Source organism: Mycolicibacterium austroafricanum (assembly GCF_000612725.1).
Lineage (GTDB): Bacteria > Actinomycetota > Actinomycetes > Mycobacteriales > Mycobacteriaceae > Mycobacterium > Mycobacterium austroafricanum.
The window spans coordinates 469,432-493,234 of the sequence record NZ_HG964452.1 but is presented as its reverse complement, the minus strand read 5'-3'; the positions used below and the strand labels follow the sequence as shown (position 1 = coordinate 493,234).

The following is a 23,803-nucleotide window of genomic DNA, read 5'->3' as shown; positions in this document are numbered from 1 at the left end:
CATCGATGGCTCGTTGCTACGCAGGCAGTACATCGCCCCGAGCCTACGACGAACGTCGGCACATGCAAGCGGCTTGACCAAACTGTGGCCTGCTCAGCCCACCCACCGCGGTGGTCGCTTCTCCAGGAACGCCAGCATCCCCTCCCGCGCCTCCTCGGAGACGAACAGCCGCGCAGACTCCTGCGTCAATTTCTCTGCGCGCCGCTCGAAGTCGTCGATGAGGGCCGCCGTCGTCAACGCCTTGGACGCGGCCAGCCCCTGCGGGGAACCCTGGGCTATCGCGGACGTCAGATCGGCGACCGTGCCCGGCACGTCGTCGGTGGCGACGGTGACCAGCCCCATGGCCGCGGCCTCGGCGGCACCGAACTTCTCTCCGGTGACGAAGTAGCGTCCCGCGGCCCGTGCGGTCATCTTCGGCAGCAGGGTCAGGGAGATGATCGACGGCGCGACGCCGATCCTGGCCTCGGTGAGCGCGAACGTGCTCGAGCCGCCGGCCACCGCGATGTCGCACGCGCCGACCAGACCCAGGCCGCCGGCGCGGACATGCCCGTCGACCGCGGCGATGACGGGCAGGGGCAGCTCGAGGATCCTGCGCAGCAGCCGGGTCATCTCGCGGGCGCGGTCGACAGCCAGATCTGACGGGTCGCGGCCGGCCGCCTCGCTCAGGTCGGCGCCCGCGCAGAACGTCCTGCCGGTGTGGCCGAGGACCACCGTGCGCACCCGCGGTTCTGAGGACGCCCGCGTCAGCCCGTCGTGCAGCTGTTCGACCAGGGCGGTGGACAGCGCGTTGCGGTTGTGCGGGGAATCCAGCGTGAGCCGCGCGACCGCACCGTCGCGCTCGTAGGTGACCAGCGTGCTCATCAGTACCGTCGCTTCTTCGCGCGAGCGTCCCCCGCAAGCGGGTGGTACCCCCACATCAGTACGACCTGGGCAGGCCCAGCGAGGTCTGCGCCACGAAGTTGAGGATCATCTCCCGACTGACCGGGGCGATGCGCGCCAGCCGCGACGCCGTCAGCGCCGAAGCGATGCCGTACTCCTTGGTCAGACCGTTGCCGCCGAGTGACTGCACGGCCTGGTCGACGGCCCGCACCGATGCTTCGCCGGCGGCGTACTTGGCCATGTTGGCCGCCTCCGCGGCGCCAGCGTCGTCGCCGGCGTCGTACAGGCTGGCGGCCTTCTGCATCATCAGCTTGGCCAGTTCGACCTCGATGTGGTTCTGCGCCAGCGGGTGTGACAACCCCTGGTGCGCGCCGATCGGTGTCTTCCAGACCTGCCGGGTCTTGACGTACTCGACGGCCCTGCCGATCGCGAAGCGGCCCATGCCGACTGCGCTCGCCGCGCCCATGATGCGTTCCGGATTCAGCCCGGCGAACAACTGGGCGATCGCCGCGTCCTCCGAGCCGACGAGCGCGTCGGCAGGCAGCCGCACCTCGTCGAGGAAGACCTGGAACTGGAACTCGGGGCTGACGATCTCCATCGGGATCTTGGTGTAGGTGAAACCCGGTGTGTCCGTGGGTACCACGAACAGCGCGGGCTTCAGGCTGCCCGTCTTGTGGTCTTCGGTCCGGCCGACCACCAGGACCGCCTGCGCCTGGTCCACACCGGAGATGTAGACCTTCTGCCCGGACAGCACCCAGTCGCTGCCGTCGCGGCGCGCGGTGGTGGTGATCTTGTGGGAGTTCGAGCCGGCGTCGGGTTCCGTGATCGCGAACGCCATCGTCAGGGATCCGTCGGCGATGCCCGGGATCCAGCGCTTCTTCTGCTCCTCGGTGCCGAACTTGGAGATGATGGTGCCGTTGATCGCGGGGGAGACGACCATCATCAGCAGCGACGACCCTGCCGCCGCCATCTCCTCCATGACCAGGCTCAATTCGTACATGCCTGCTCCGCCGCCGCCGTACTCCTCGGGCAGGTTCACCCCGATGAACCCGAGCTTGCCTGCCTCCGACCACAATTCGTCGGTGTGCTGGCCGGCGCGCGCCTTCTCCAGGTAATAGTCCTGCCCGTAGTTGGCGGCCATGGCGGCCACCGCCTTGCGCAGCGCCTGCTGTTCGTCGGTTTCGATGAAGCTCATCGCGGATCTCCTTCTTGGCTTTCGACTCGGGCGAGGACGGCACCGACCTCGACCTGGCGGCCGGGTTCGACGTTGAGTTCGACGAGGACACCGTCGGTGGGGGCGGTGATGGTGTGCTCCATCTTCATGGCTTCCAGCCACAGCAGCGGCTGGCCCGCGGTCACCGTGTCGCCAGGGGCGGCCCCGACCCGCAGCACCGAGCCGGGCATCGGCGCGAGCAGCGAGCCGTGGGCCAACGCTGCCGCGGGGTCGGGGAACCGGGGTAGCGCCACGAAATGCGTGCAGCCGCAGGGTGAGTCGACGAAGACTGAATCCCCGTACCGGGTGACGTCGAACGGCCGGTCCACGCCGGAGACCGTCAGCACCACCTGCCGCTGCCCGGCCGACACCACGGAGACGTCGTCGTGGCCGTCGATCATCACTCCATCCCGGGTGAAGCGGTACCGCACGTCGTGCGCCCGGCCGGCGTGGTCCTGGTAGCTCTTGTGCTGGAACCCGGCCGGCAGGTTGCGCCACCCACTCGGAATATCCTCGAAAACGGTTGCGGTGCTGCGGTTGTGGGCCGCATCGGCCAGCGCGGCGGCCACCGCGGACAGCGCCACGGTCCGGTCGTCGGCGACGGGTGCGGCCAGCTCGGCCAGCCCGTGGGTGTCGAAGAACGCCGTGTCGGTGGCGCCGTCGCCGAACGCGGGGTGGCGCAGCACGTTGACCAGCAGGTCCCGGTTGGTCCGCACCCCGTGGATGCGGGCGCGGGTAAGCGCGTCGGCGAGCAGGGCCGCGGCCTGCCTGCGCGTCGGGGCGTACGAGATCACCTTGGCGATCATCGGGTCGTAGAACACCGAGATGACCGCGCCGTCGGTGATGCCGGAGTCCAGACGCACACCCGTGCGGTCGAGGGGGCCGAACTCGACACCGGCTGTCGGGACGTCGAAGTGGTGCACGGCGCCGGGCTGCGGTTGCCAGTTGTTGGCGGGATCTTCGGCGTAGAGCCGGGCCTCGATCGACGCGCCGCGCGGTGCCGGCGGTGAGGGATCCAGTGTCGCACCGTCGGCCACGGCCAGTTGCAGTTCCACCAGGTCCACTCCGGACGTGAGCTCGGTGACGGGGTGCTCCACCTGCAGCCGGGTGTTCATCTCGAGGAAGAAGAAGGCGCCCTGATCGTCGGCCATGAACTCGACGGTGCCCGCGCCGCTGTAACCGATCGCGGTCGCGGCCAGCCTCGCGGCCTCGAACAGCTTGTCCCGCATACCCGCGACGCGTTCGACCAGAGGCGACGGGGCCTCCTCGATGATCTTCTGGTGACGGCGCTGAATCGAGCATTCCCGCTCCCCGACCGCCCATACGGTGCCGTGGACGTCGGCCATCACCTGGACCTCGACGTGGTGCCCGGCGTCGAGATAGCGCTCGCAGAACACCGTCGGATCGCCGAAGGCCGACTGTGCCTCGCGGCGCGCGGCCTCCACCTGGGCAGGCAGCTCGGCCAGGTCGCGGACGACCCGCATCCCGCGACCCCCGCCGCCGGCCGACGCCTTCACCAGCACCGGCAGCATGTCCGCGGTGACGGTGTCGGGGTCCAGCTCGTCGAGCACCGGTACGCCCGCCGCGGCCATGAGCTTCTTCGCCTCGATCTTGGAACCCATCGCCGCCACCGCGGCCACCGGCGGGCCGATCCACCTCAGCCCCGCATCCTGTACGGCGGCGGCGAAATCGGGATTCTCCGAGAGGAATCCGTATCCGGGGTGGATCGCGTCGGCACCCGACGACCGGGCGGCCGCGATGAGCTGCGCGGCATCCAGGTAGCCGCGGGTGCCCGTCAACCTCACCCGGGCGTCGGCCTCGGCGACGTGGGGCGCCCCGGCGTCGGCGTCGGTGTACACCGCGACGGTGCCGATCCCGAGGCGGCGGCAGGTGGCGAACACGCGGCGGGCGATCTCGCCGCGATTGGCGACCAAAACTCGAGTGATCATGGGCGTCCCTCGTGTCGAGTCTGAAGTTGCGTGCGACAAACGGGCGAAAACTCGGGGAGAAGTTCAGATTCGGCGATGGCGGCCACGATGCTCACATCCGGAAGACGCCGAAGTTCGACGTCCCCTCGATCGGGCCATTGGCGATGGCGGACAGGCACATTCCCAGCACGGTGCGGGTGTCGCGGGGGTCGATGACGCCGTCGTCGTAGAGCCGTCCGGACAGGAACATCGGCAGCGACTCCGCCTCGATCTGCGCCTCGACGGCCGCCCGCAGCGCAGCGTCGGCGGCTTCGTCGACCTGTCCACCGCGGGCCTCGGTGGCGGCGCGGTTGACGATCGACAGCACCCCCGCCAGCTGCGTACCGCCCATCACCGCGGATTTGGCGCTCGGCCACGCGAACAGGAACCGGGGGTCGTAGGCTCGCCCGCACATGCCGTAATGCCCCGCGCCGTAGGAGGCGCCGATCAGCAGCGAGATGTGGGGCACCGTCGAGTTGGACACGGCGTTGATCATCATCGCGCCGTGCTTGATCATGCCGCCCTCCTCGTAGTCCTTGCCCACCATGTAGCCGGTGGTGTTGTGCAGGAACAACAGTGGAGTGTTCGACCGGTTCGCCAGCTGGATGAACTGGGTGGCCTTCTGCGACTCTGCGCTGAACAGCACGCCTCGGGCGTTGGCCAGGATGCCCAGCGGGTAGCCGTGCAGCGTGGCCCATCCGGTCACCAGCGAGCCGCCGTAGAGCGGTTTGAACTCGTCGAACTCCGAGCCGTCGACAATGCGCGCGATGACTTCGCGCGGGTCGAACGGGATCCGGAGATCCGGTGGCACGACGCCGATCAACTCGTTCTCGTCGTATCGCGGCACGACGACCGGCCGCGGCGCGGGTCCCTGCTTGCGCCAGTTGAGTCGCGCGACGATCCGCCTGCCGATGCGCAGCGCGTCGAGTTCGTCGACGGCGAAGTAGTCGGCCAGACCCGACGTGCGGGCGTGCATCTCGGCGCCACCCAGCGATTCGTCGTCGGACTCCTCGCCGGTGGCCATCTTGACCAGCGGTGGCCCGGCCAGAAACACCTTCGACCGTTCCCTGATCATCACCACGTGGTCGGACATGCCGGGGATGTAGGCGCCCCCAGCGGTGGAGTTGCCGAACACCAGCGCGATCGTCGGGATGCCGGCGGCTGACAGCCGGGTCAGGTCCCGGAACATCTGCCCGCCGGGGATGAAGATCTCCTTCTGGGTCGGCAGGTCCGCGCCGCCGGATTCCACCAGGGAGATCACCGGCAGCCGGTTCTGCAGCGCGATCTGGTTGGCGCGCAGGATCTTCCGCAACGTCCACGGGTTGCTGGTGCCGCCCTTGACGGTCGGGTCGTTGGCCACCAGCAGACATTCCACGCCGCTGACCGCGCCGATGCCGACGACGATGCTGGCGCCGACGGTGAATTCGGTGCCCCACGCCGCCAGCGGGCTCAGCTCCAAGAACGGGGAGTCGGGGTCGAGCAGGGCTTCGATGCGCTCGCGGGCGGTCATCTTGCCGCGGGCATGGTGGCGGGCGACGTACTTCTCGCCGCCGCCCGCGAGCGCTTTGGTGTGTTCGGCCTCCAGTTCGGCGAGCTTGGCTGTCATCACCTCGGCGGCCTCGAGGTAGGCGGGGGAGGCGGTGTCGATCGCGGTCTGCAGGATCGATGCGCGATCCGTCCCCCGCGAGCGGGAGGTGCCCCCATCGCTTGTCGCTGTGGTCATGACTGGTATCCCAACGTCTTGGCGGCCAGTGCGGTGAGGATTTCGCTTGTGCCGCCGCCGATTCCGAGGATGCGCATGTCGCGGTACTGGCGTTCGACCTCTGATTCGGCCATATAGCCCATGCCGCCGAACAGTTGCACGGCCTGGTGCGCCACCCACTCTCCCGCGTCCACGGCGGTGTTCTTGGCGAAGCACACCTCCGCGATCAGGTTGGTCTCGCCGGCGAGTTCACGTTCGACGACGTGGTGGGTGTACACGCGGGCGACGTCGATGCGGCGGGCCATCTCGGCGAGCGTGTTCTGCACCGACTGCCGCGTGATCAGCGGTTTGCCGAACGTCTCGCGGCTGCGGCACCACTCGACGGTCAGGTCCAGGCAACGTTGGGCGCTCGAATACGCCTGCGCGGCAAGGCCGACACGCTCGGACACGAACGCCGCCGCGATCTGCAGGAAGCCGGTGTTCTCCGCGCCGACCAGGTTGCCTGCGGGTACCCGGGCGTCGGTATAGGACAGTTCGGCGGTGTCCGAGGAGCGCCAGCCCATCTTGTCCAGCTTGCGGGTGACCTGTAAGCCAGGCGAGCAGCCCGGTCCGCCTTTGTCGACCACGATCAGCGAGATGCCGCCGGCGCCCAGCCCGCCCGTGCGCACCGCGGTGACGACGTAGTCGGCGCGCACGCCGGAGGTGATGAAGGTCTTCGCGCCGTTGAGGATGTAGCAGTCACCGTCTTTGACGGCGCGGGTGGTCAGGTGCCCGACGTCGGATCCGCCGCCGGGTTCGGTGATCGCCAGCGCGCCGATCTTCTCCCCGCGCAGGGTGGGCCGCACGTAGGTGTCGATCAGGTGCTCGTCGCCCGAGGCGATCATGTGCGGTACCGCGATGCCGGAGGTGAACAGCGACGCGAACACCCCGCCCGGCGCGCCGGCCCGGTGCATCTCCTCGCAGATGACGACGGCGTCGGCGCCGTCACCGCCGCCCCCGCCGACCGACTCGGGAAACCCGGCGCCGAGCAGTCCCACCTCGGCCGCTTTGCGGTGCAGCTCGCGGGGCAGTTCCCCGATCCGCTCCCACTCGCCGGCGTGGGGCAGTACCTCGCGTTCGACGAACGCGCGCACTGTCTTGCGAAGGTCGTCCCGCTCCGGGGTGGTCCAGATGCTCACGGGAGCAGCTCCTCAGGTATCTCGATACAACGGCTGCGCAGCCACTCGCCGAGGCCTTTGGCCTGCGGATCGAAGCGCGCCTGGTACGCCACGCCGCGGCCGAGGATCCCGTCGATGACGAAGTTCACGGCGCGCAGATTGGGCAGGACGTGGCGGGTCACCGGAAGTTCGGCGGCCTCCGGGAGCAGCTCGCGCACCTTCTCGACGGTCAGCGTGTGCACCAGCCACGTCCACTGGTCGTGAGTCCGCACCCAGACGCCGACGTTCGCGCTGCCGCCCTTGTCGCCGCTGCGGGCGCCGGCGATCAGGCCCAGCGGGACCCGCCGCGCCGCGCCGGACTCGCGCTGCGGCGGCAGCTGCGGCTGCGGGGGATCCGTGAGCTCCACGGTGTCCGTCGCGGCGGGAATGTCGATCCGAACCCCGTCGGCGTGCACGGCGACGTGCGGTACATCGCGGGCGGGGACGTAGGCGGCGGTGAACACGCCGTAGACCTGTCCGTCCCCGGGCGGGGCGGTGCTGGTGAAGCCGGGGTAACTCGCCAGGGCCAGTTCGACAGCGGCAGAAGAGAACTGCCGTCCCACCGTCGCGGGGTCGGGGTCGCGCACGACACACCGCAGCAGCGCGCTGGCCTCCTGCTCGGTGTCGGCGTCGGGGTGGTCGGTACGCGCCAGCGTCCACTCCAGCTCGGCGGGGCGCACCGGCAGGCTGGTTTCGAGTTGGCGGCGCACCAGATCTGCCTTCGCCTCGATGTCGAGACCGGTGAGAACGAACGTGACCTCGTTGCGGAACCCTCCGAGGCTGTTGAGGGAGACCTTCAGCGTCGGCGGCGGGGGCTCGCCTTTCACGCCGCAGATCCGGACCCGGTCGGGGCCCTCGTTCGTGAGTTCGATCGAGTCGACGCGCAGTGTGGCGTCGGGATTGGCGTAACGGGCGCCGCCGATCTCGTAGAGCAGTTGCGCGGTGACGGTGTCCACCGTGACGGCGCCGCCGGTGCCGGGGTGTTTGGTGATCACCGACGTGCCGTCGGCATGGATCTCCGCGATCGGGAAGCCGGGGTGGGTGAGGTCGGCCAGCTCGGTGAAGAAGGAGAAGTTGCCGCCGGTGGCCTGGGTGCCGCACTCGATCACGTGGCCGGCTGCGACGGCGCCCGCGATGAGATCGTGATCCGTTGGCTGCCAACCGAAGTGACTGGCCGCAGGCCCGACGATGACCGACGCGTCGGTCACCCGCCCGGTGACAACGACATCGGCTCCCGAGTCCAGGCAGTCGACGATGCCCCACGCCCCCAGATAGGCGTTGGCGGTCAGCGGGTTTCCCAGCCCCAGCTGTTCGGCGCGGGTTAGCAGGTCGTCGCCCTCGACGTGGGCCACGGCGATCGCGACGCCCAGCTTGTCGGCCAGTGCGCGCACCGCGGCGGCCAACCCGGCGGGGTTCAGGCCACCGGCGTTGGCCACTATCCGGACACCGCGGTCCTTGGCGAGGCCCAGGCACTCCTCCATTTGGCGCAGGAAGGTCCTGGCGTAACCGCGGTCGGGGTTCTTCATCCGGTCGCGACCGAGGATCAGCATCGTCAGCTCGGCCAGGTAGTCGCCGGTGAGGTAGTCCAACTCGCCGCCGGTGAGCATCTCGCGCATCGCCGCCAGCCGGTCGCCATAGAAGCCCGAGCAGTTCCCGATGCGGACGGGCGTCCGAAACCCCGCAGTCGTCACGCACACTCCTGTCGTCAGGTCCCGACCAACCAACCGGTAGGTTATCGGGTACCGGCGGTATCGCGTCAAGGGTTCCGCGCGGGTTGGTGTGGTCCAGTCTGCGATGCCGGTGCCGGACTACCGGGCGTTTCCGCTGATACCGCGGTCCGGACGCCCACCGGGCGAGGTCAAGTTGCCGAGTTTGGAGCCCACCCAGCTCACCGGCTATCCTGAACGACAATTGCCAGCGCCCGGCCGGTCCAGGCCCGCAGGCAGTGCAACCTCGGATATCACCCCGATAGATGGAGTTCTCGATCATGGCTGTGCCGAAGCGCAGGATGTCGCGCGCGAACACCCGTAGCCGGCGCGCGCAGTGGAAGGCCACCGCGACCAACCTCGTCGGTGTCACCGTCGCAGGTCAGCAGCGCAAGGTGCCCCGTCGTCTGCTCAAGGCCGCCCGCCTTGGCCTGATCGACCTCGACCGCCGCTAAGTCTGAGGGAAGACGCCCAATTGGCGGCGTGCCTCTCAGCCCACTCTCAGACATCGGGTTGAGACTGTGCCAGTGCGCATTCTTGTCGTTGATGACGATCGCGCGGTGCGCGAATCCCTGCGCCGCTCGCTGTCGTTCAATGGTTATTCGGTGGAGCTGGCCCAGGACGGCCGTGAAGCTCTCGATCTGATAGCCAGCGATCGGCCCGACGCGGTCGTGCTCGACGTGATGATGCCCAGGCTCGACGGCCTCGAGGTCTGCCGCCAGCTCCGCAGCACCGGTGACGACCTTCCGATCCTGGTTCTGACCGCGCGTGATTCGGTGTCGGAGCGGGTCGCCGGTCTGGACGCCGGGGCCGACGACTACCTGCCGAAGCCGTTCGCGCTGGAAGAGTTGCTCGCCCGGATGCGCGCGTTGCTGCGTCGCACCACCCCCGACGACGGGGAAGGTGAGTCGGCGGCGATGACGTTCTCGGACCTGTCCCTGGACCCCGTCACCCGAGAGGTGACCCGCGGCGACCGGCCGATCAGCCTGACCCGCACCGAGTTCTCGCTGCTGGAGATGCTGATCGCCAACCCGCGACGGGTGTTGACCCGAAGCAGGATTCTGGAAGAGGTGTGGGGCTTCGACTTCCCCACATCGGGCAACGCTCTCGAGGTCTACGTCGGCTATCTGCGCAGAAAGACAGAGGCAGAAGGCGAGCCGCGGCTCATCCACACGGTGCGGGGCGTGGGATACGTGCTGCGTGAGACACCGCCCTGATGGCTGCCGACAACGCCGGGCGGTGGCCCGGGCAACCCCCAGGCCCGCCTGCGCCCACCCACCCGGCCAGTTCGGTGTCGCTGAGATGGCGGGTGATGCTGCTGGCGATGTCGATGGTGGTGATCTCCGTCGTGCTGATGGCGGTCGCCGTGTATGCGGTGGTCTCGCGGGCGCTCTACGACGACATCGACAACCAGCTCCGCAGCCGCGCGCAGATGCTCATCGAGAGCCGTTCACTGGATGTCGACCCCGGCAAGGCCATCGAGGGCACCGCGTATTCGGACATGAACGCGATGTTCTACATCCCCGGCCGCAGCAAGTACACCGCCAACCAGCAGGGGCAGACGCTGCCCGTGGGTCCGCCCGAGCAGGACGTGATGGACGGCACGCTGGTGTTGTCGTTGCGCACCGTCGAACATCAGCGGGTTCTCGCCATCCAACTCGCCAGCGGCAATACGTTGCTGCTCTCCAAGAGCCTGGTCCCGACCGGGAAGGTGCTGAAAAGGCTCGGCACCGTTCTGCTCATCGTCGGTGGGCTCGGTGTGGCCGTCGCCGCGATCGCCGGTGGCATGGTCGCCAGCGCGGGCCTGCGGCCGGTGGGCCGACTGACGCAGGCCGCCGAACGCGTCGCCCGCACCGACGACCTACGCCCGATACCGGTCATCGGTAATGACGAACTCGCCCGTCTCACCGAGACTTTCAACATGATGCTGCGGGCACTCGCCGAATCCCGGGAGCGTCAGGCACGTCTGGTGACCGATGCGGGCCACGAACTTCGCACCCCGCTTACGTCGCTGCGCACCAACGTCGAACTGCTCATGGAGTCGATGAAGCCCGGCGCGCCGCGGATCCCCGAAGAGGACATGGCGGAGCTGCGCACCGATGTCATCGCCCAGATCGAGGAGATGTCCACGCTCGTCGGCGATCTGGTGGATCTCACGCGCGACGACGCAGGCAACGCGGTCCACGAGACGGTCGAGATCACCGAGGTCATCGATCGCTCGCTGGAGCGGGTTCGCAGGCGCCGCAACGACATCCAGTTCGACGTCGCGGTCACGCCGTGGCAGGTCTACGGCGATGCGGCGGGGTTGGGCCGTGCCGTGCTCAACCTGCTCGACAACGCCGCGAAATGGAGCCCGCCGGGCGGACGGGTCGGCGTCGGCCTCACTCAGATCGACGCACTGCACGCCGAGCTGGTGGTCTCCGACCGCGGTCCCGGGATTCCCCCGCAGGAACGCGCACTGGTCTTCGAACGGTTCTTCCGGTCGACCTCGGCCAGAAGCATGCCGGGATCCGGGCTCGGGCTGGCGATCGTCAAGCAGGTGGTGCTCAAGCACGGCGGCACGCTGCGCATCGAGGACACAGTGCCCGGCGGCACACCCCCCGGCACGGCCATGCACGTGGTGCTGCCCGGACGCCCCTCCCCGGCCGGCTCCGACGAGGCCGAGCGGTAGATCGCGACACGCGGGGTGCTTCACGGGCGTGTTCGTGAGCACCGTTGGTGATGATTGACAGGGGCCTTGACACGGACACTGACAGGGTCTTCCACAGGGACGCGGCAGGGGGTGCGCTCGAATGTTGTCGGAATGGAAATCCTTCTCTAAGCCGATTCTCAGCCCGTTTGGGCACGCTGAGCTAGCAACCTTCGTTGTTCCAAGTGACGACACCGACTCCAGGAAGAGCACTGCAGCGACATGACGAACCAGCCCAGTTACTCGCCGACTCCGCAACCGGGTCGCCAGTCCGGATATCCCGGGCAGGTGCCCCCCGGTCATGCTGGACCGCGGACGGGGTCCTACGAGCAGCAGGGTAGCGGCGGTTGGGATTGGCGGTACGCCACCGAGCAGCAGCGCCAGGCGTTCCGGGCGCCCTACGATCCGTATGCCGGCGCTCCCATGCCGTCCGGTCCCGGTCACCACCCGCGCCCCGGTGTGCCTGTGACCCCTCCGCGGCAGCCTCGGAAGGGCTCCCGTGCAACGGCTTTGGCTGCCGGCGCGGTCGCGGTCGCACTTGTCTCCGGGGGTATCGGTGGCGGCGTCGCGATGCTGGTGCACCCCGACCACGGCGTCCCGGGCATCAGCGCGTCAGGCGCGGCGCCCGGCATGCCCGCCGCGAGCGTGCCGGCGGGTTCGGTGGAGGCGGTGGCCGCCGCGGTGGTGCCCAGCGTGGTCAAGCTCGAGGTCAGCCAGGGCCGGGCATCGGAGGAGGGCTCCGGGGTGATCCTGTCGACCGACGGGCTGATCCTGACCAACAACCACGTCGTCGCCACCGCCGCAGGTGCCGCGGGCGAACCCGGAGGCCCGGCGAAGACCAAGGTCACCTTCGCCGACGGCAAGACCGCACCGTTCACGGTGATCGGCGCCGACCCCAGCAGTGACATCGCGGTGGTCCGCGCCCAGAACGTGTCCGGCCTTACCCCCATCACCGTCGGGTCCTCGGCAGATCTGCGGGTCGGCCAGGACGTGGTCGCCATCGGCTCACCGCTCGGGCTGGAGGGCACCGTCACCACCGGCATCATCAGCGCGCTGAACCGGCCGGTGGCCGCCGGCGGCGACGCGCGCAACCAGAACACCGTGCTCGACGCCATCCAGACCGATGCCGCGATCAACCCCGGTAACTCCGGCGGGGCTCTGGTCAACATGAACGGCGAACTGGTCGGCATCAACTCGGCGATCGCCACGATGGGTGCCGACGCGGGCGCACAGCAGGGCGGTTCGATCGGTCTGGGCTTCGCGATCCCGGTCGACCAGGCCAAGCGGATCGCCGACGAGATCATCCAGACCGGCTCCGCGTCGCGCGCCTCGCTGGGCGTCCAGGTCGGCAACGAGGCCGGCGTCGACGGCGCCAAGATCGTCGAGGTCACCGCAGGCGGGGCGGCGTCGGCCGCGGGACTGCCCAGCGGCGTGATCGTCACCAAGGTCGACGACCGGCTGATCAACAGTGCGGACGCGTTGGTGGCCGCGGTGCGGTCCAAGGCGCCCGGTGACAAGGTGACGCTGACCTACCTCGATCCGGCGGGCAAGTCGCAGTCGCTGGACGTCACGCTCGGCAAGGCCGGCCAGTGAGGCTGGCCGCCGGGCAGGATCGTCCGGACCGGGGTAGCCGCCCCGGCGGCGACATTCGGCCCCGTGTGGCTGCACCGATGACTGCGCCGAGATATACGGTTGAGCTCATGGAACAGCCTCAAGCGTTGGTCGGTCGTGCGTTGGTCGTGGTCGTCGATGACCGCACCGCCCACGGCGACGAAGAGGACCACAGCGGCCCGCTGGTCACCGAACTGCTCGGCGAGGCCGGATTCGTTGTCGACGGCGTGGTCGTGGTGTCCTCCGACGAGGTGGAGATCCGCAACGCACTGAACACCGCCGTCATCGGCGGCGTCGACCTGGTCGTGTCCGTCGGCGGCACCGGCGTGACGCCGCGCGACGTCACGCCGGAGTCGACCCGGGAGCTTCTCGATAGAGAACTGTTGGGGATCGCGGAGGCGCTGCGGGCGTCCGGGCTCTCGGCGGGCATCATCGATGCCGGCGTCTCCCGCGGCTTGGCCGGCATCTCCGGCAGCACTCTGGTGGTCAACCTCGCCGGCTCCCGCGCAGCGGTCCGCGACGGCATGGCCACCCTGGGCCCGCTGGCGGGTCAGGTCATCGCTCAGCTATCCAGTTTGGAGATCTAAGCGGCTTGTTCACGCTGACGTTTACCCGAAACGTGGGCGCGATGGCGCGGTGGCAGCACTTACTGCCCCGCGCCGATCGGCGTTGCTGTAACAGCGGGCGACCTGCAGTGTTACGCGCAGGTGAACGGCAAGTGTGTGTAAAGTGTGATCTTAGTCACACTGGAGTCGCGCTGTGACACAGCTTCCGAAGCGGCCGCGAGACCTAGTTAACAGGGTCTTCGGTGACGCATTACCCGAGGTAACGGCTGATGAGCGGGACCCGGTCTCGCCGGGCGACGACGCCGAGCGTGATCGCTGGCTGCGGGACAACGTCCCGCCTCACCATGACTGACCTGTGATTTCGCAGTAGCACCACCAGGTGCATCCCGTAACGGTTGCCTCACCGTCGACGAATACGTCGGTGCGGGGTCACAATCTGCGACGTTCTCTCCGACCACACTCCGTCGTCGCACGGAAGGGGTCAGCGGCCGTCGGGGATACCTCAGCAAACGACGCGCGGCGTTGCGTCCCGTTTTGTACCACCGGGGCTACGCGTTGCCGGTCTGATGCCCCCCCGTTATGTTCCTCGTGTCAACGATGAGTGAATCGTAAGACCGACATGTGAGGTTTTTAATTCCCCTCACATGATCCTCTTGCGAGGTGTGTGGTGTAGCGGTAGAGCCAGGCACGGACACTACGAAGCCCCGACCGGGACTTCGTACGACAGAGCTAGGGAGAAGATGAAGGCAATCAGTCGGGTGCTGATCGCGGTGGTGGCGTCCATCGCAGCGTTGTTCGTGAGCACTGGCACCTCTCACGCAGGGCTGGACAATGAGTTGAGCCTGGTCGACGGTCAGGGCCGGACGTTGACCGTCCAGCAGTGGGACACGTTCCTCAACGGCGTTTTTCCGCTGGACCGTAACCGTCTGACCCGTGAGTGGTTCCACTCCGGCAAGGCGACCTACATCGTGGCCGGCGAGGGTGCCGACGATTTCGAGGGCACGCTGGAGCTGGGCTACCAGGTCGGCTTCCCGTGGTCGCTGGGTGTGGGCATCAACTTCAGCTACACCACCCCGAACATCGCGTTCGACGGCTGGGGCCTGGACGGCAACCTGGCTGACAGCATCGTGACCCCGCCGCTGTTCCCGGGTGTGTCGATCTCGGCTGACCTGGGTAACGGCCCGGGTATCCAGGAGGTCGCGACCTTCTCCGTCGATGTCGCCGGCCCCGGTGGCTCGGTGGCGGTGTCCAACGCCCACGGCACGGTGACCGGTGCTGCCGGTGGTGTGCTGCTGCGTCCGTTCGCCCGCCTGATCTCGTCGACCGGTGACAGCGTCACCACCTACGGCGCGCCCTGGAACATGAACTGACCCAAGGCTCTACAGAAATGGCCCCCGGCGACGAGCCGGGGGCCATTTCGTATCCAGTGGACCGTCTCATTCGTCGGCGTGGGACTGGGGGCCGGTACCGCCGTGTCGGCCCGTCGCAGCGTCGGCGGCGTTGTCGCGCAGAAGATCGCGGATTTCGGTCAGAAGCGTCAGCTCGGTCTCCGTCGACTCGACCTTCTTGTCCCGCTCCTTGAGCTTCTTGAACGGCACGACGATGACGAAGTAGATGACCGCGGCCACGATGAGGAAGTTGACGGCGGCCGACAGCACCGCGTTCAGGTCGACGAACTGATCCCCACCCAACGGAATTCGCAGGATTCCGTACTCCGCGTCAGGACCCGCACCGATCCGGTCGATCAGCGGCTGGATGACATTCTCGGTGAACGCGGTCACCAGTCCGGTGAACGCGGCGCCGATGACAACCGCGACCGCAAGATCGATGACATTTCCTCGCGAGATGAACTCTTTGAACCCCTTCAACATGAACGTCGACCCTTTCGTTTCAGCGTGTGGTGCCGGGTTCCCGAAACTTAACGCGTGCGGCCTGGCTGTGGGGAGACTGGGAGAATCCCGAGGATCAGGCCGTCAGCACCCGTAGATCGTCGGCAGGTGTCAAAGGCGTTGGCGCCATCGGGAATTGGGCGGTTTCCCGGGTGGGTGCCGGTGGGACGATCCGTGTCGGACGCGACGTGGATAAACGTCGCGAAACTACGGGAATCCGCCACCTTATGAATCGCTCGCTCAGTGCGCGGGACGCGGCCCCGACTGCTAGTCTGTGGAAGCTTGAAAAACGCAATCAGGACACTTGTGTCCATCTATCGAAGGGAATGCTGATGGCTAAGCACGCCAAAGCGCCCACCCGTAGTTCGAAGAAGCTGGGTGTTCTGGGCCTGGGCTCGTTCGCCGTGGCCACAGCTTTCGCCGGACTCGGTAGTGGAACGGCCGGTGCGGACGTCGAAGAGATCGGCCCCGGCCCTACGGTCACCAGCCGGCAGGCGACGGAGTTCTCGGTGGTCCGGATCAACGACTTCGGTGTCGCGCGCGGCATTTCCGAGTCGCGCGTCGCGGACGCCGGCATCATCAATGCCTTCGGCGAGGTCCGCGACGGAGTCAAGGCCGTCGTGGGAACCACCTCCTCCGCGTTCGAGGGTGAGTGGCCGGTCGGCCCCGGTATCGGCGACTGGTGATCTGACTTTCAAATGCCGCCCCCGGATTCTCTCCGGGGGCGGTATTTGTTTGTCTAGTGCAGGGTCAGCGTGACCGGCTCCACGAGGGTGGCGCCGGCGACGGCTTTGGCGGCCGTCGCGGCCAGAGCCACGAGGACAATCCGGCCGCCACTGCGCGAGCCGACACCATTCTGCTCGGCCGAGACCAGCACCACCACCGCGTCCGTCGCGATCAGCCGCGCCGCACCCGCTTCGTCGGCGGGGCCCGCCACGATGTCAACGACGTCTCCGGCCCGCACCAGGTCAGTCAGCGCGGCGTCGGCCAGCGGGATCGGCACGATCCGCGCATCGGGGCCTGCCGCGGATTCGGCGAGGCGGGAGCTCAGCAGTCGGACATCGGTGACGATCTCACCGCGGCGGGTGGGCCCTGCCAATGTCGCGCCGACGACGGCGTCGACGTCCGAGTGGGCGCCCTCCGGGACGGTCGATGCGGAGCGCGTCTCCACCCGCACGTCGGCCGCGGTGATCTCGGCACCGGGGGACAGGTCGTGGAGCGTCACCACCACGTCGGATTGCTCGGCCTGCGGGTCACCGCGCCAGGCCGCGACGCCGGCCAGGACCACGAGTGCGCCGGCGACGACGCGGCGGGCGGTGGGTGTGCGGGTCCAGTCGGGCCGCAACACACGGCCCAGACGATCGAGCGCCGTCGGGTCCAGCGAATGCCCCATGCGTACACGCTAAGAAGCGCAGCGGGGTGAGGTCAGCAGCGGATTCCCCGGCTGTGGATAACGGGCCGTCGCGTCAGCTGGACGTAGCGGTGGCCGGCGCCGCGGCGCTGCTCGACGTCGAGGACTTGTCCGACGAGCTGGACTTGTCCGACGAGCCGGACGACCCCGAAGCACCTGAGGATCCTGACGACCCGGAAGAGTCTGACGCGCCCGAGCCGCCCGACGGAATCGAGCTCTTCCCGGACTCCCGGCTGTCGGTGCGGTAGAAGCCGCTGCCCTTGAAGACCACGCCGACTTTGCCGAATACCTTGCGCAGCCGACCGTCGCACTGCGGGCAATCGGTCAGCGAGTCATCCGTGAACGCCTGCACCACATCGAACTTGTTGCTGCAATCGGTGCACGCATAGGAATAGGTGGGCACAGCTACCTCCGAGGCGGTCAAAACTGCTTAGCACTCTACCGGGTCAAGTGCTAGAACCGCCAGCTGGCCCGGCTCATTCCCGGCCCGAGGGGCCGGCCTCGGGCCCCAGCGCGACCAACCCCTTCTGCGGGGTGAGCGCATGGGTCATCCGCACGTCGTGGGGCTCCGACGGCAGGTGATCGACGACCTCGTCGTCGCGCACCACCGCGACCAACCACGCGTCCGCGTCCGCCAGTGGCAACGTCCTGTCATAGAAGCCGGCCCCGCGGCCCAGCCGTGCGCCGGACCGGTCGACGGCGAGGGCGGGGACCAACACGACCGAGGCCCGCCCCACCGCCTCGGGGGGTAGCCAGGGCGGGTGCGGTTCGCGGAGGCCGAACGGGGCCTTCGCCACGGCGCCGGGGGTGTGCGGCCCCCAGCGAATCGGCAACGGGGTGCCGTCGATGTCTTCGCGTGCCACCGGAAGCAGCACCTCGACGCCCCGGTGCACGAGGTCGTCGACCATGGCGATCGAACCCGGCTCCGAGCCCACCGGAATGAAGGCGCACACCACTGTTCCAGGGGCGATCAACGCCTTCAGGTGGGCGGCCAGTTGTGCCGCCTCCCGGTCGTGTTGTTGCTGAGTCAATGAGCGCCGGGCAGTGAGAATTTCGGCACGCACCTGGGCTTTGGTCAACGCCACCGACTAGTCCTCGAAACGACGGGTAAGAAAAGAACAACCGACCCAGAGAGGTTAGTGTGTGAACGATGAATCGGGCTGAAGTACCCATTCCGCGGACGGCGGTCGTCCCGGCGGCTGGGCTGGGAACGCGATTTCTTCCCGCCACGAAGACGGTGCCGAAGGAGTTGCTGCCAGTCGTCGACACACCCGGCATCGAGTTGGTCGCCGCCGAGGCGGCCGAGGCCGGCGCCGAACGTCTGATCATCGTGACCTCCGAGGGCAAGGACGGCGTCGTCGCCCACTTCGTCGAGGACCTGGTGCTGGAGGGCACGCTGGAGGCCCGCGGCAAGAAGACGATGCTGGAGAAGGTGCGGCGGGCGCCCGCGCTGATCAAGGTCGAGTCCGTCGTGCAGGCCGAACCTCTGGGCCTGGGCCACGCGATCAGCTGTGTCGAAGCCAGCCTGGCGCCCGACGAAGACGCGATCGCGGTGTTGTTGCCCGACGATCTCGTGCTGCCGACCGGGGTATTGGAGACGATGTCGAAGGTGCGCGCCAAGCGCGGCGGCTCGGTGCTGTGCGCGATCGAGGTGGACCGCGAAGACATCAGCGCCTACGGCGTCATCGACGTGGAACCCCTTCCCGACGCGAACAACCCCAACGTCCTCAAGGTCAAGGGAATGGTGGAAAAGCCCAAGCCCGAGGACGCGCCGTCGCTGTACGCGGCGGCCGGACGCTACGTACTCGACCGGGCGATCTTCGATGCGCTGCGGCGCATCCCGCGGGGCGCGGGCGGCGAGCTGCAACTCACCGACGCGATCGCGCTGCTGATCCAGGAAGGCCATCCGGTGCATGTCGTCATCCATCGCGGATCTCGACACGACCTGGGAAATCCCGGAGGCTACCTGAAGGCTGCGGTTGACTTTGCGTTGGAGCGGGACGACTACGGGCCTGAACTGCGCCGGTGGTTGGTCGAGCGGCTGGGCCTCGCTCCGGCGACGTCCGGACAGTAGCGGCGGCTGATTTCGAGCACATCCGCCGGGCCAGTCGGTCGACGCCAGCCCGTGCAACGGAAGAAAGGCGCGCCGTGCGTTCGGTGGAGGATCAGCAAGCCCGGGTAGCTGCTGCCGCGGTGGCGCCGCGTCCGGTGCGCGTGGCGATCGCCGAAGCGCAGGGCTTGATGTGTGCCGAAGAAGTCGTGACCGAGCGGCCGATGCCCGGGTTCGATCAGGCGGCCATCGACGGCTACGCCGTCCGCAGTGTGGATGTTCTCGGCATCGGAGGCTCGGACGAAGACGCAGGCCTCGACGGTGAATCGGACCGCGACGAGAGCCGGCCGCGGGAGATAAGTCTGCCGGTGATGGGCTTGATCGAGGCCGGCGCACGGACGCCGAGCAGGCTGCAACCCCGGCAGGCCGCGCGCGTGCAGACCGGTGCGCCGATGCCCACGCTCGCAGATGCGGTGCTGCCGCTGCGCTGGACCGACGGCGGTGATTCGCGGGTCACGGTGCTGCGCGGGGTCCGGTCCGGCGCCTATGTGCGCCGCACGGGTGACGACGTGCAACCCGGCGACGTCGCGGTGCGCGCAGGCACGATCATCGGCGCCGCGCAGGTGGGCCTGCTGGCAGCGGTCGGCCGCGAGCGGGTGCTGGTGCATCCGCGGCCCCGGCTGTCGGTGATGTGCGTCGGCGGTGAGCTTGTCGACATCTCGCGCACCCCGGGAAACGGCCAGGTCTACGACGTCAACTCCTACGCGCTGGCCGCGGCCGGCCGAGACGCGGGCGCCGAGGTGAACCGTGTCGGCATCGTCTCGACCGACCCCAAGCAGTTGCGGGAGGTGGTCGAGGGCCAACTCAGCCGCGCCGAGGTCGTCGTCATCGCCGGAGCTGTGGGTGGGGCCGCCGCCGAGGCTGTCCGCTCGGTGCTGGCCGGGCTCGGCGATATGGAGGTCGCCAGGATCGCGATGCATCCGGGTTCGGTGCAGGGCTTCGGTCAGCTCGGCCCCGACGGTGTGCCGGTGTTTCTGTTGCCTGCCAATCCCGTCAGTGCGCTGGTCGTGTTCGAGGTCATGGTGCGCCCGCTGATCCGGCTCTCCCTCGGCAAGCGGCAGGCGACGCGGCGCATCGTGCCGGCGCGTGCGCTCTCGCCGATCAGTTCGGTCGCCGGCCGCAAGGGTTACCTGCGCGGGCAGCTGATGCGGGACCAGGACACCGGCGAGTACCTGGTGCAGGCGCTCGGCGGGGCGCCGGGGGCCTCGTCGCATCTGCTGGCCACGCTTGCCGAAGCAAACTGTCTGGTGATCGTGCCCAGCGAGGCGGAACAGATCCGCACCGGCGAGATCGTCGACGTCGCGTTCCTGGCCCAGCGCGGCTGAACGCGAGATGGCAGCCGTGATGAACCTGCTCAGTTCGCGGTCGCAGCATCCGGGTTGGCCGCTGGCAGTCGGCCCGCTGCGGGTGCCGGCCGGGGTGGTCCGGCTGCGCCCGGTGCGACTGCGCGACGCCGCGCAGTGGAGCAGAATCCGGTTGGCCGACCGCGGGCATCTCGAACCGTGGGAACCGTCGACGGACATGGACTGGGAACTGCGCCACTCTGTTTCGGCATGGCCGTCGGTGTGCTCGGGTCTGCGTTCGGAGGCCCGCAAGGGTCGGATGCTGCCGTACGTGATCGAGCTCGACGGCCAGTTCGCCGGGCAGTTGACCATCGGCAATGTCACGCACGGTGCATTGCGGTCGGCGTGGATCGGATACTGGGTCGCCAGCGGGTCGACCGGCGGGGGAGTCGCCACCGCGGCGTTGGCGCTCGGCCTGGATCACTGTTTCGGCCCGGTGATGCTGCACCGCGTCGAGGCCACGGTGCGGCCGGAGAACGGGCCGAGCCGCGCGGTGCTGGCAAAGGCGGGATTCCGTGAGGAGGGCCTGCTGAAGCGCTACCTGGATGTCGACGGCGCCTGGCGGGACCACCTGCTGGTGGCGATCACGATCGAGGAGTTGAACGGAACCGCGGCGTCGGCGTTGGTCCGCGCAGGCCGCGCCTCCTGGGCCTGATCGAGGCGGACCGCTGTTACTAATGTGACACGTGTGACTTTTGGTGCTTGTCTCCAGCGAATTACAGGAGTGTAATTGTGTCGGCGCGCCGCTCACGGATGCGCTGGTCACAGACCTAGCCTGATGGGGAAAGGAGCAGGCGTCATGCCAAGCATCCCCCAATCCCTCCTCTGGATCTCGCTCGTAGTGCTCTGGCTCTTCGTGCTTGTTCCGATGTTGATCAACAAGCGCGACGCGGTTCGCCGGACCAGTGACGTTGCGCTGGCCACTCGCGTGCTCAACAGCGGCGCAGGTGCGCGGCTGCGTCGGCGCGGTGGTCCCGCGGCCGGGCATCGCAGCGATCCGGACTGGCGTCCCTCCGCCAGCGATCTCGATGAGGACCTCGATGACGTCGAGGAGAAGGCGCCCAGCCGTGCCGTGGTGATGGTCGCCGGCGCTGCCGGCGGGGCCGACGCCGAGCCCGATTACCTCGACGTGGACGTGGTCGAGGATTCCGGCGCGCAGCCCGTTGCGGAGCTTGCCGCCGACGCGCAGCAGGCCGAATCTGTCGCGGCCGAATCCAACGAGCTCACTTTGGATTTCGCCGAAGCCGACGAACTTGACGACGCGCCCGAAGACCGGGACGAGGCGGTGGCCGAGGGCGCTGAGCGCGACACCGCCGAGGACACCGGCGTCTACTCGGTCATCGACGACGAATACGAAAACGTCGAAGACGAATACGAGGACGCCGAAGGCGAATACGAGGACGTCGACGACGCATCGGAGCAGGGGGACTCCTCGGAAGCCGATCTGCGCATGGCCGAATCGATCAGCGACGCCCGGCGCCGGCGCCGCGAGTCGACCACCGCCGCGGCGGTGTCGGCCCGCAAGTACCGTTTCCGTGCCCGCACCATCGCCGTCATGGCGGTGCTGCTGCTGGCCAGCGCCGTTGCGGCGTTCACCTGGTCGCCGTCCATGTGGTACATCTGCGGCGCGGTCGGCACCGTGACCGCGCTCTACCTGGCCTACCTGCGGCGGCAGACCCGTATCGAGGAGCAGGTGCGCCGTCGCCGTGCCCAGCGGATGGCCAGGTCGCGGCTGGGCGTGGAGAACACCAGTGACCGGGATTTCGACGTCACCCCGTCACGGCTGCGCAGGCCCGGCGCGGCGGTGTTGGAGATCGACGACGAGGATCCGGCGTTCGAGCACCTGGACTATGTGCCGTTCTCCCGGCATTACGACCTGCCCCGAGCGGCGGGGCAGTAGCACCGATTTCTACCCGTGACCGGTGACTGATAACCTGTACCGGCACTAGGGGCTATAGCGCAGTTGGTAGCGCGTCTCGTTCGCATCGAGAAGGTCAGGGGTTCGATTCCCCTTAGCTCCACTTTTCCGAGACCTGGGGTTCGAAGATCGAACCGTCGGCTGCCGACAAGGTGGTTACGCCACCATTCGGTTGGCGATTTGATTCTGGCGCAGAGCAATCCGAGTTCGGAAGTCGTCATTGCTGATGGTGTTGTGGCCGAAGTACGGCAATCTGGACGGTATCGCGTCGAAGTCGACGACCTCGGCAATCGGGCCCTCGGCTGCGGTGAGCTTGCGTGATGTCCGTTGCCAGCGGAACTGCAGGTAACCGCGTCGATGGCCCAGGGTTTCGACCCAGTTCGCAATACCCGGGCTTTCATGGGCCACGACGATCCGGATCATGCCGTCGGGGTCCACTTGTGCTTGCGTGCCGTTAAGCGACGTCTGGTGATTGATGTAGTCCAGCGAGATGTACCACATGCTGCCCAGTTGGAAGCCGAGGTAGGGGGCGTCGGAGGCCGGCAGCGTGATCACCATGGCCCGGCCCGGACCAAGGTCGAAGTGCCCTACCGAGGAGTACTGGGTCGCCAGGCCGCCAGGCGTTATTCGAGGCGCGGTCAACGTGTTGACAGGAACGTTGAGGTAGAACCACTGAGGGAACGAGAGCCATGTCCTGATACGTCTCGTGAGGTGCTTGCCCGCAGCCGCGTAACGGATTGCGATCAGTTCGGGTGTGAGTGTGCGAGGCGCCGTACCGGTGCTATCCGTGCGCGCAATGGCGATGGTGCCTCGTTGAGCTGACCAGTCGTTGTAGACCTCGCGGACGACCAGCTGGGCGTCGCTGTTCGGTGTGAATCGCCATTCGAAACTGCCATCAACGGCGAGGTCGAGTTCGCGGTCATCAAAGGCGAACTGGTTGTCTGGCACATTGTCTTCGGTGTACTCGCCGCCGAGCAATTGAAAGCTGAGGTCGGTTGTGGTGCCGCGGCGCCCCGTGAGTACATACTCGTGGCCTCCCTGGAGCCAGGTACCGAAGTACAACGTGTCGGGATTGTCGAGGGCCATCTTCGTGAAAGGTCCTGTGCCAGAGTGCAGGAACGGGTGGTCGCGGTCGTAGTCGAATGCGAGGCGGGTGCAGGCTGCGATACAGCCGGCCAGGTACTGCAAGCCCTCGAGCAGATCGGCTTCGCTCTCCACGTGCGGGGCCTCCCGAACCAATCGTTCGGCGGCGGCGATGCGATCCAGAAATTCCTGCACGTACATCTTCACCTCACTCATATGTTCCAATATTGGACCGCTGTGGTCGATATTTCGAATGAAATATCGCATCGGCCGTTGGTTCCTGTCAATCAGCGCCGCTGATGACCGGCTCCATCCCGGCGGCCGTGCACTGGTCGCTCTTGGCGGGCTGACGGTTTGGCGAAGTCAGGCGGAATATCCGGTCGGTAATGTCTGGGTTCGACAGTTCTGCCCTTGGCTCCACTTCTCGGAAACCCGATTCGACCGCCGGCTGGGTGGGCTTTGTGGTTCTGAGCAGCGCTGTGCGTGTGCGGAGCGCTGGAACTGGTCGCCCTCACCGATG

The 23,803-nt window shown here is 67.9% G+C and carries 22 protein-coding genes and 1 tRNA gene; 12 read left to right on the top strand and 11 right to left on the bottom strand.

Annotation, left to right across the window (positions count from 1 at the left end):
• Positions 1 to 93: 93 nt before the first annotated feature.
• From BN976_RS12815 to BN976_RS12790, 6 genes are all read right to left on the bottom strand, one after another.
• A complete protein-coding gene (locus tag BN976_RS12815; RefSeq protein WP_036371084.1) occupies positions 94 to 861 on the bottom strand; it encodes an enoyl-CoA hydratase family protein in 768 nt (255 codons plus the stop codon).
• A gap of 55 nt (positions 862 to 916) precedes the next feature.
• Positions 917 to 2,074 carry an acyl-CoA dehydrogenase family protein gene (locus BN976_RS12810; RefSeq protein WP_036371080.1) on the bottom strand — a complete coding sequence of 386 codons (1,158 nt, stop codon included), beginning with the start codon at positions 2,072 to 2,074 and terminating at the stop codon, positions 917 to 919.
• On the bottom strand, positions 2,071 to 4,041 hold the full coding sequence (locus BN976_RS12805) for an acetyl/propionyl/methylcrotonyl-CoA carboxylase subunit alpha (protein ID WP_011781995.1): 1,971 nt from the start codon (positions 4,039 to 4,041) through the stop codon (positions 2,071 to 2,073). Before BN976_RS12805 ends, BN976_RS12810 begins: the two co-directional genes overlap by 4 nt.
• Before the next feature lie 91 nt (positions 4,042 to 4,132).
• Entirely contained in the window at positions 4,133 to 5,782 is a 1,650-nt protein-coding gene (locus BN976_RS12800; RefSeq protein ID WP_051558414.1) for an acyl-CoA carboxylase subunit beta, read from the bottom strand.
• Complete coding sequence (locus BN976_RS12795; protein WP_036371078.1) at positions 5,779 to 6,939, bottom strand: acyl-CoA dehydrogenase family protein; 1,161 nt, start codon at positions 6,937 to 6,939, stop codon at positions 5,779 to 5,781. The genes BN976_RS12800 and BN976_RS12795 overlap by 4 nt, the downstream gene beginning before the upstream one ends.
• Positions 6,936 to 8,573 carry an acyclic terpene utilization AtuA family protein gene (locus BN976_RS12790; protein WP_235622051.1) on the bottom strand — a complete coding sequence of 546 codons (1,638 nt, stop codon included), beginning with the start codon at positions 8,571 to 8,573 and terminating at the stop codon, positions 6,936 to 6,938. Before BN976_RS12790 ends, BN976_RS12795 begins: the two co-directional genes overlap by 4 nt.
• A gap of 371 nt (positions 8,574 to 8,944) precedes the next feature.
• On the opposite strand from BN976_RS12790, the gene rpmF reads away from it, so the two are divergent.
• The 6 genes from rpmF (at position 8,945) to BN976_RS12760 (ending at position 14,899) form a co-directional block, all read left to right on the top strand.
• Entirely contained in the window at positions 8,945 to 9,118 is a 174-nt protein-coding gene (gene rpmF, locus BN976_RS12785; RefSeq protein ID WP_003930126.1) for a 50S ribosomal protein L32, read from the top strand.
• A gap of 72 nt (positions 9,119 to 9,190) precedes the next feature.
• Positions 9,191 to 9,880, top strand: coding sequence for a response regulator transcription factor (locus BN976_RS12780; protein WP_036371075.1), 690 nt, complete (start codon positions 9,191 to 9,193; stop codon positions 9,878 to 9,880).
• A complete protein-coding gene (locus BN976_RS12775) occupies positions 9,880 to 11,334 on the top strand; it encodes a HAMP domain-containing sensor histidine kinase (RefSeq protein ID WP_036371072.1) in 1,455 nt (484 codons plus the stop codon). Before BN976_RS12780 ends, BN976_RS12775 begins: the two co-directional genes overlap by 1 nt.
• A 240-nt stretch (positions 11,335 to 11,574) precedes the next feature.
• Entirely contained in the window at positions 11,575 to 12,945 is a 1,371-nt protein-coding gene (locus tag BN976_RS12770) for a S1C family serine protease (RefSeq protein WP_036371069.1), read from the top strand.
• A 77-nt stretch (positions 12,946 to 13,022) separates the two neighbouring features.
• Positions 13,023 to 13,550 carry a MogA/MoaB family molybdenum cofactor biosynthesis protein gene (locus tag BN976_RS12765; RefSeq protein ID WP_011781988.1) on the top strand — a complete coding sequence of 176 codons (528 nt, stop codon included), beginning with the start codon at positions 13,023 to 13,025 and terminating at the stop codon, positions 13,548 to 13,550.
• A 719-nt stretch (positions 13,551 to 14,269) separates the two neighbouring features.
• The gene (locus BN976_RS12760) at positions 14,270 to 14,899 is read left to right on the top strand and encodes a porin MspA (RefSeq protein ID WP_036371066.1); all 630 of its coding nucleotides are present in this window, start codon (positions 14,270 to 14,272) and stop codon (positions 14,897 to 14,899) included.
• Between the two features lie 66 nt (positions 14,900 to 14,965).
• Here the strand turns inward: BN976_RS12760 and mscL are convergent, their stop codons facing one another.
• Positions 14,966 to 15,400 (bottom strand): large-conductance mechanosensitive channel protein MscL, encoded by a 435-nt coding sequence (mscL, locus tag BN976_RS12755; RefSeq protein WP_011781985.1) that lies wholly within the window; start codon positions 15,398 to 15,400, stop codon positions 14,966 to 14,968.
• Between the two features lie 350 nt (positions 15,401 to 15,750).
• On the opposite strand from mscL, the gene BN976_RS12750 reads away from it, so the two are divergent.
• Positions 15,751 to 16,104, top strand: a complete 354-nt coding sequence (locus BN976_RS12750; RefSeq protein ID WP_011781984.1) for a hypothetical protein — start codon at positions 15,751 to 15,753, stop codon at positions 16,102 to 16,104.
• Positions 16,105 to 16,157: 53 nt separating this feature from the next.
• On the opposite strand, the gene BN976_RS12745 is transcribed toward BN976_RS12750, so the two are convergent.
• The 3 genes from BN976_RS12745 to BN976_RS12740 all read right to left on the bottom strand — a co-directional run bounded on the left by BN976_RS12745 (position 16,158) and on the right by BN976_RS12740 (position 17,914).
• Complete coding sequence (locus BN976_RS12745; RefSeq protein ID WP_011781983.1) at positions 16,158 to 16,811, bottom strand: SAF domain-containing protein; 654 nt, start codon at positions 16,809 to 16,811, stop codon at positions 16,158 to 16,160.
• A gap of 73 nt (positions 16,812 to 16,884) precedes the next feature.
• Positions 16,885 to 17,232, bottom strand: coding sequence for an FmdB family zinc ribbon protein (locus BN976_RS32610; protein WP_084182291.1), 348 nt, complete (start codon positions 17,230 to 17,232; stop codon positions 16,885 to 16,887).
• A 73-nt stretch (positions 17,233 to 17,305) separates the two neighbouring features.
• A complete protein-coding gene (locus BN976_RS12740) occupies positions 17,306 to 17,914 on the bottom strand; it encodes a 5-formyltetrahydrofolate cyclo-ligase (RefSeq protein ID WP_011781981.1) in 609 nt (202 codons plus the stop codon).
• 65 nt (positions 17,915 to 17,979) lie between these two features.
• Between BN976_RS12740 and BN976_RS12735 the strand changes: the two genes are divergently transcribed.
• The 5 genes from BN976_RS12735 to BN976_RS12715 all read left to right on the top strand — a co-directional run bounded on the left by BN976_RS12735 (position 17,980) and on the right by BN976_RS12715 (position 22,303).
• Positions 17,980 to 18,903 (top strand): UTP--glucose-1-phosphate uridylyltransferase, encoded by a 924-nt coding sequence (locus tag BN976_RS12735; protein ID WP_011781980.1) that lies wholly within the window; start codon positions 17,980 to 17,982, stop codon positions 18,901 to 18,903.
• A gap of 74 nt (positions 18,904 to 18,977) precedes the next feature.
• Entirely contained in the window at positions 18,978 to 20,264 is a 1,287-nt protein-coding gene (gene glp, locus BN976_RS12730; RefSeq protein ID WP_011781979.1) for a molybdotransferase-like divisome protein Glp, read from the top strand.
• A gap of 19 nt (positions 20,265 to 20,283) precedes the next feature.
• Positions 20,284 to 20,937: a GNAT family N-acetyltransferase gene (locus tag BN976_RS12725; RefSeq protein ID WP_036371424.1), complete on the top strand. Its 654-nt coding sequence runs from the start codon at positions 20,284 to 20,286 to the stop codon at positions 20,935 to 20,937.
• A gap of 144 nt (positions 20,938 to 21,081) precedes the next feature.
• Complete coding sequence (gene sepX / locus BN976_RS12720) at positions 21,082 to 22,182, top strand: divisome protein SepX/GlpR (RefSeq protein ID WP_011781977.1); 1,101 nt, start codon at positions 21,082 to 21,084, stop codon at positions 22,180 to 22,182.
• Positions 22,183 to 22,230: 48 nt separating this feature from the next.
• Positions 22,231 to 22,303 (top strand) — tRNA-Ala (locus tag BN976_RS12715).
• 53 nt (positions 22,304 to 22,356) lie between these two features.
• Here BN976_RS12715 and BN976_RS12710 read toward each other — a convergent pair.
• Positions 22,357 to 23,484, bottom strand: a complete 1,128-nt coding sequence (locus tag BN976_RS12710; RefSeq protein WP_036371423.1) for a hypothetical protein — start codon at positions 23,482 to 23,484, stop codon at positions 22,357 to 22,359.
• Between the last annotated feature and the right edge of the window lie 319 nt (positions 23,485 to 23,803).